The organism is Listeria rocourtiae FSL F6-920 (assembly GCF_000525975.1).
In the GTDB taxonomy this organism is placed as follows: Bacteria; Bacillota; Bacilli; order Lactobacillales; family Listeriaceae; genus Listeria_A; species Listeria_A rocourtiae.
Map to the genome: position 1 here is coordinate 1 of NZ_AODK01000073.1, position 5,743 is coordinate 5,743.

General features: G+C 35.5%; 5 protein-coding genes. 2 read left to right on the forward strand and 3 right to left on the reverse strand.

The genetic code is table 11. The features are described from left to right. Positions 1-316 precede the first annotated feature (316 nt). A complete protein-coding gene (locus tag PROCOU_RS15570) occupies positions 317-697 on the reverse strand; it encodes a GNAT family N-acetyltransferase (RefSeq protein WP_279625199.1) in 381 nt (126 codons plus the stop codon). 238 nt (positions 698-935) lie between these two features. Between PROCOU_RS15570 and PROCOU_RS17600 the strand changes: the two genes are divergently transcribed. Then, complete coding sequence (locus PROCOU_RS17600) at positions 936-1,085, forward strand: lmo0937 family membrane protein (RefSeq protein WP_133621167.1); 150 nt, start codon at positions 936-938, stop codon at positions 1,083-1,085. A gap of 649 nt (positions 1,086-1,734) precedes the next feature. Then, positions 1,735-3,279, forward strand: a complete 1,545-nt coding sequence (locus PROCOU_RS15580; protein WP_036074242.1) for a polysaccharide pyruvyl transferase family protein — start codon at positions 1,735-1,737, stop codon at positions 3,277-3,279. A gap of 1,129 nt (positions 3,280-4,408) precedes the next feature. Here the strand turns inward: PROCOU_RS15580 and PROCOU_RS15595 are convergent. Continuing rightward, on the reverse strand, positions 4,409-4,807 hold the full coding sequence (locus PROCOU_RS15595; protein WP_036074248.1) for a hypothetical protein: 399 nt from the start codon (positions 4,805-4,807) through the stop codon (positions 4,409-4,411). A gap of 14 nt (positions 4,808-4,821) precedes the next feature. Next, positions 4,822-5,679: a hypothetical protein gene (locus PROCOU_RS15600; RefSeq protein WP_036074250.1), complete on the reverse strand. Its 858-nt coding sequence runs from the start codon at positions 5,677-5,679 to the stop codon at positions 4,822-4,824. Between the last annotated feature and the right edge of the window lie 64 nt (positions 5,680-5,743).

Below are 5,743 nucleotides of genomic sequence, written 5' to 3' on the forward strand. Positions count from 1 at the left end.
TTTGTGAATCCATGTATTTATCCAGCTACTTGTAGATCATAAATATAATTTTTTATACGTTATTTAGAAATTAAAATCACATAGCAAATAGTTCTGTACCAATTCATTTAGTAGCCATCTTATTTAGTCTCAAACAAGCACAGCTCCCTGACAGGACTATGCTTGTTTTGGTCACTATAAAGTTCTTTTTATCTAAGTATTAACAGCCGGCGAATATATCCCCTGACTGCAACTAAAAAGCTACAAGAACAACCGAAACACTACCGACAAAAGCGCGTTTTTCTAGACTTGTATTACAGTTGAACGTTATAAGCTTTCAATCAAGATAATACGCCAACTGATAATCGTCCATCCACGTATCTTCCAACCAGAATTCACGTTTAAAATAGGCCTCTTGCTCAAAGCCTAGGTGCTGGTAAAAGTGAAGAGCATTCGTGTTCGCCGCCATCACTCGGAGTGCAATTTTACCAATGCCATTTTGTTTTCCGAGCTCGATTAAATGTTCAATCAGCTGCCTACCAACGCCTTGCCCTTGCGCATGTTTTGCGACCGACATACCAAACAGCCATTGTTTTTGGCGGGATGGAGCTAAGCCTGGACTGTGATACACCAGAGAACCAAGTATGATGCCGTCTTCATTTCTGGCAACTAACATATTTTGTCTCATAACATCTTTTTTTAAACTGCTCGTAATCATTTTCACTGACAACGTGCGGGGTGGTTCCTTTTATCATGACGCTTTTTTCGATTTCCCATAATTCAGGGATGTCCGATTCGGTTTGAGATGTGATATGGATTGGCATTTTTATCATTCCTTTTTTGTTCGTTTGATTTTATTTTAACATATTAGCGTTTTGATACTGTACTGGTTCCAATGTTTCGCCTTGTTTCAATGTGGTAAAGATAGATACGACAAAGTTCGAGGAGGGTTACATATGGCAGGGACCCTTTGGACAGTTATTGTGGTTTTATTTGTAGTGTGGATTATCGGTTTGATTTTAAGCATTGGTGGGAAGTTGATTCATCTTTTGTTGGTTTTAGCTTTGGCTTTGGTGGTATGGAATTTGATTATGGGGAATGGGTGATCCAATAGGAAAAGAGGCTTGTTATCTCTGGATTTATGAACGGGATAGTATAGCCTTTTGTTTGATTTCTATTTTTTTTTATGATAACATATTGGATATACTAATATAACTATTAGAATATTAATAAAAGGAGAATTATTATGTATTTTAAATATTTCTTTATCAGTGGCACAGTAGGAGCTATTTTGATATTCATTATTCAGGCTATTAATTTTTTAAAGAAAGTAGCCATTCAAGGTGGATTAATGAATGGTGATACATATCCAGGGCTATTCGATACTGGTTTAATGACTGTCCCTATTATATTTTTTTTGTACCAGTTTTATTTTTTTTGTTATTGTACATATACAAAGATCTAAAGATAAAATAAATATCATGACAAAATACTATTTCCAAGACTCATGCTGAACCCCAAAATTAGACCAACTTTCATTAAACTCCCGCCCCTCTGTTATAAGGAATAGGTGATAAATGGCTGTTTTGCTTCTTAATACAAGAGGTAAGATAGCTTTTTTAGTGTATTTATAAATATCCTAGCTGTACAAGCATGCCAAACAAACGTATTTACTAAAAATTTCCCATACCGAAAGCAGTTTGATATACTTCTAGATAGGATATATTATAAAAATTGTAAGGACGTGGCATCTTAATGAAGAGAATACTCATTAGATCTGGAATGCGCCCCACCAATGTTTATACAGCTAAAGATATGTATTTAAAAGATCGCACAGGATTTAATAATGGAAACCTTGCTTATCAATACAGTATCTACCGAACACTATGGAACGACGATGTAGAAATACATGCAGATGGTCTATCCTCCAACCCTAATTTGGCGGATAAGATTAATGCAAATTACGACCTCTACATTATCCCACTCGCAGACGCTTTTCGCGATGACTTCCGCCCTACGTTGCGGAATTATACAGAGCTAATTCGCCGCTTAAAAATTCCTGTCGTAGTTACTGGCGTTGGATTACGAGCAAACTATGAGCCGCAATTGGATGCAGGCTTCGCGTTTGATGAAGACGTTACCAATTTTGTAAAAGCAGTGCTTGAAAAATCGTCTCAAATTGGTGTACGTGGACAAATCACAGCTGATTATCTGAAAAAATTAGGATTCAATGAAGGCGTAGATTATCGCGTTATTGGTTGTCCATCGCTTTATACATTTGGGCGCGAATTAAAAATTAGAGATGTCCATTTGACCGAAAATTCATCGATTGCAATTAATGCCTCTCCAATTTCCTCGGAAGTTGCTGTACAATTTTTGAACAGGATGATTGAGATGCATAAAGATTATTATTTCATTCCGCAACATCTAGATGAGTTTCATTTAATGTTTGCAGGTGGTCCTGATATTCTTAGCGATATTCCCGGTTATCCAACATCTCTTGACCATAAATATTACCAAGAAGGGCGCGTGAAATATTTTACGAGCATGCCTAGTTGGTTTGACTTCGTTAAAAATATCGATTTTAGCATTGGTTCGCGGTTGCACGGTAATGTTATCCCGACAATCGTTGGAACCCCTAACATTTCTTTTGTTCAAGATGCGAGAATGCGAGAGTTGGCTTCTTATCATGCTCTTACGCACGTCACGATTGATGAGTTGGAAAGCATTGATAATGTACACGACCTTTTGAATAAAGTAGATTTGAAATCCGCCGAAAAAGTACAGGCGCGGAATTTCGATAATTATATTGATTTCTTGGAGACGAACGAGCTGGATCACATATATAAAGATGATAGAAATCGCAAAACTGCACCTTTAGATGAACTCGTCCAAGCGATTGACTTCCCAGCTAGCGCAGAACCAATTACGGTACTTGATGCAAGCACAATGCTAGAACGCATCAAAGTAACTTCTAATTTATTGCAAGAACGTAGTGATTTCAAGCTAAGATACCACGTTAACCGCGTGAATGACCAGCTGACTCAAGTGAAAAGCTCTTTTTCACATGAACGAACAGAATTCAAACAAAAAATAGCTGCACATCAAGAGAAAAATGAATCGATCGAGAAAGAACTTGAGAGGACTACTAAGAAGTTACAGATGAGTATCGATGAAAATCAGAAAATGAATGCTAAAATTAAGCATTATAGAGGTACTTTGAATAGAAAAGCTGTGAGAGTTACTTTAAAAATTGCAGATTCTTTAGCGAATGTGAGAAGTAAGGTGACGAGTAGGTAGTTTTGTTGTATTGAAAAGAGCTTCCGCATTTCGCGAAGGCTCTTTTTACTGGGTATGGGTTTCGAACCCCCGACCTGCTGATTAAGAGTTGAATTTTAGAATTATTATGAGTAATAATGTTGCAGTGAGTGGGGTTTGATTGTGAAAATTGATGGATTGTGTGGTTAATTTTATAGATTTAGGAATTTTTGAGTATAGAATACTATTTCAGACAACCTATTCTTCATGCCTCAACTAAAACTCACCATTATTCTTCGCACCATCGCCTTGCTTGTTCTTTTTTCCCCATGCTTGTTTAAATACACATTTAAATCCATTCCAAATCTGTATAAAGTACGTTTTATATCCCTTACCACATTCAAATATATATTCGCTGACCTGATTACAAAAATAGGCTACGACTTGTAGCGGAACACTAAAAATATAAAATTATAAGTAATAATTTAAGACTGTGCTGAAAAAAATGGGAATCTACATCCGCACTTCTCATACCATATATACTCTCTATAATTTTAGATAAATTCTCTATCGACATTATCCATCCTGTTAACCCCTCAATCTTGTCCATTGAAGCGAATAAAAAACCAATTATCGTAATTAAAAAAGCTAATGGTAAAAAGGACAACTGCAAGAACTTTTTGTGATTCTTTAACAAATCCCTAAAATATACACCTTGCTCTATTTTACTAGTTTTTCTATACATCCCTATGTTTAGTATAACTGGATACACACAAATCGAAATAGAATAAGCAATCAAAACTGAATCAATATCAAACAGCCTTCCAATTATACCCATGAGGGCTGTTAGAGTAAAAAAAGAAAATATATAATTAATAGCAGGGATGTTATACCTATTTCTGTACTGTAACTCCTTCATTTTATTCTTGTACTGATAGCGAAAAAAAATTGTTCCCTGTAAATATATCTGAAAATATCAATATAAAATTAGCAGTACCAATACATAAACTAATCACAGTGAAAATAAAAATAGGGACCCCAATAATTGTAAGAAATATAGTCATATAACCTCCAAAAATAATTGCATCAATATCAGCACCTCTCACTACAAAAAATATCTTGTAGTTCAACATATCTTCATTAAATGAGAAATATAGATACTAAAACAGAATTAACAAATCACTTTAAAAGGCGCATGTCCACTTTCGCTGTTTCTCAACAGTGTTGGTTTTCTGAACCTTAAACTAGTGTCTAGTCTAAAAATCGCTATTTCTTCCTCTACCTCAATAAAAGAAATATTAATCCATATTGGCGCTCTTGGGAAAAGCCCACCTAGGACTCCGACAACATCTTTAACTGAAAGTTTCTTATCCCCTATGTTTTCTTTTGTTAAAACCAAGCGCTTCATCATCTCATCTCCGCCGTCCAACATTTTTCCCTCTTCTTCAACTGGCTCAATAATAAATTTATCTACTGTACTCTGAATTCCCATTTTTTCTTTTAATTCACTAGCAGCTTTCAACAAGTTTTCAGCAAATATTTCTTCGTTCATTTGAGTTATTTTGTCCATTGAGATCATCTCCTTTATTTCAGCTTAGTAGATTCAATTTTCTTCAAATTCCCTAAATTAACATATCCAGAATTTGTGAACTCTAATTGATAAATTTCCAACCAAGAATTTTTAGTCGCAATCCCAGCATCATTAAATATCAGCTCATAATTCTTTGCATATGCAACAGTTGGTGCATAATGACCTGACTCATTAGTAATCCTTCTTATATTTCCATACGAATCTACCTTTAATTTCCCAGCAGCTAAAACGTTCTCGCCATTTGCTAGGTAAGAATGCCCTCTACCTACTTGGAGTATGCCACTTTTATCAATAACAAAATCCACTTCATTTATACCACCTCTAATTTTAACTTGTCCATCTTTTAAAACATAGTCAAATGTTTTTCCTGACTGTAGTTCATTTGGATATCTATTTTCGATCGTCTGAATAGGCTCAACTTCTTTTATCTTCAATTTTTTCTGCGCCACTTCTAGATGACTTTTAGGTATCATTTTACCTGTACCTTTCATCGTTATGCCACCCAGTAAAACAAACGAAATAATCGAAAAGCTTTGCATTTTTGTCAACGGTACATCGGGATTCAGCATATTGATGCCCTTCATTGCATCTAACATATAATCCGTCATAAAATCCCCAGTTTCTTCGGATGTCACTTTAATTGTTCCATCTTTCAAGCCGTCATTGTAGGCGATACTCGCTTCGGCAGTTTCACGATTTGTGATACCATTTTTACTTAAAACCCAATAGCCACCTTCCAACGTTTTCGTATAATCATCAAAATTATACGTTTTCTTTGGTTTCTTCTCTGGTACTAGACGGTTAAGCCAACCTAATTGCATTTTGCTGGAATCATAAGTGTGTTGTCGCATTGAACACTTTTCCAGCAAGGATTTCATTCACCCCCGTCTTCACCTGATACATCCGCGATAAAAA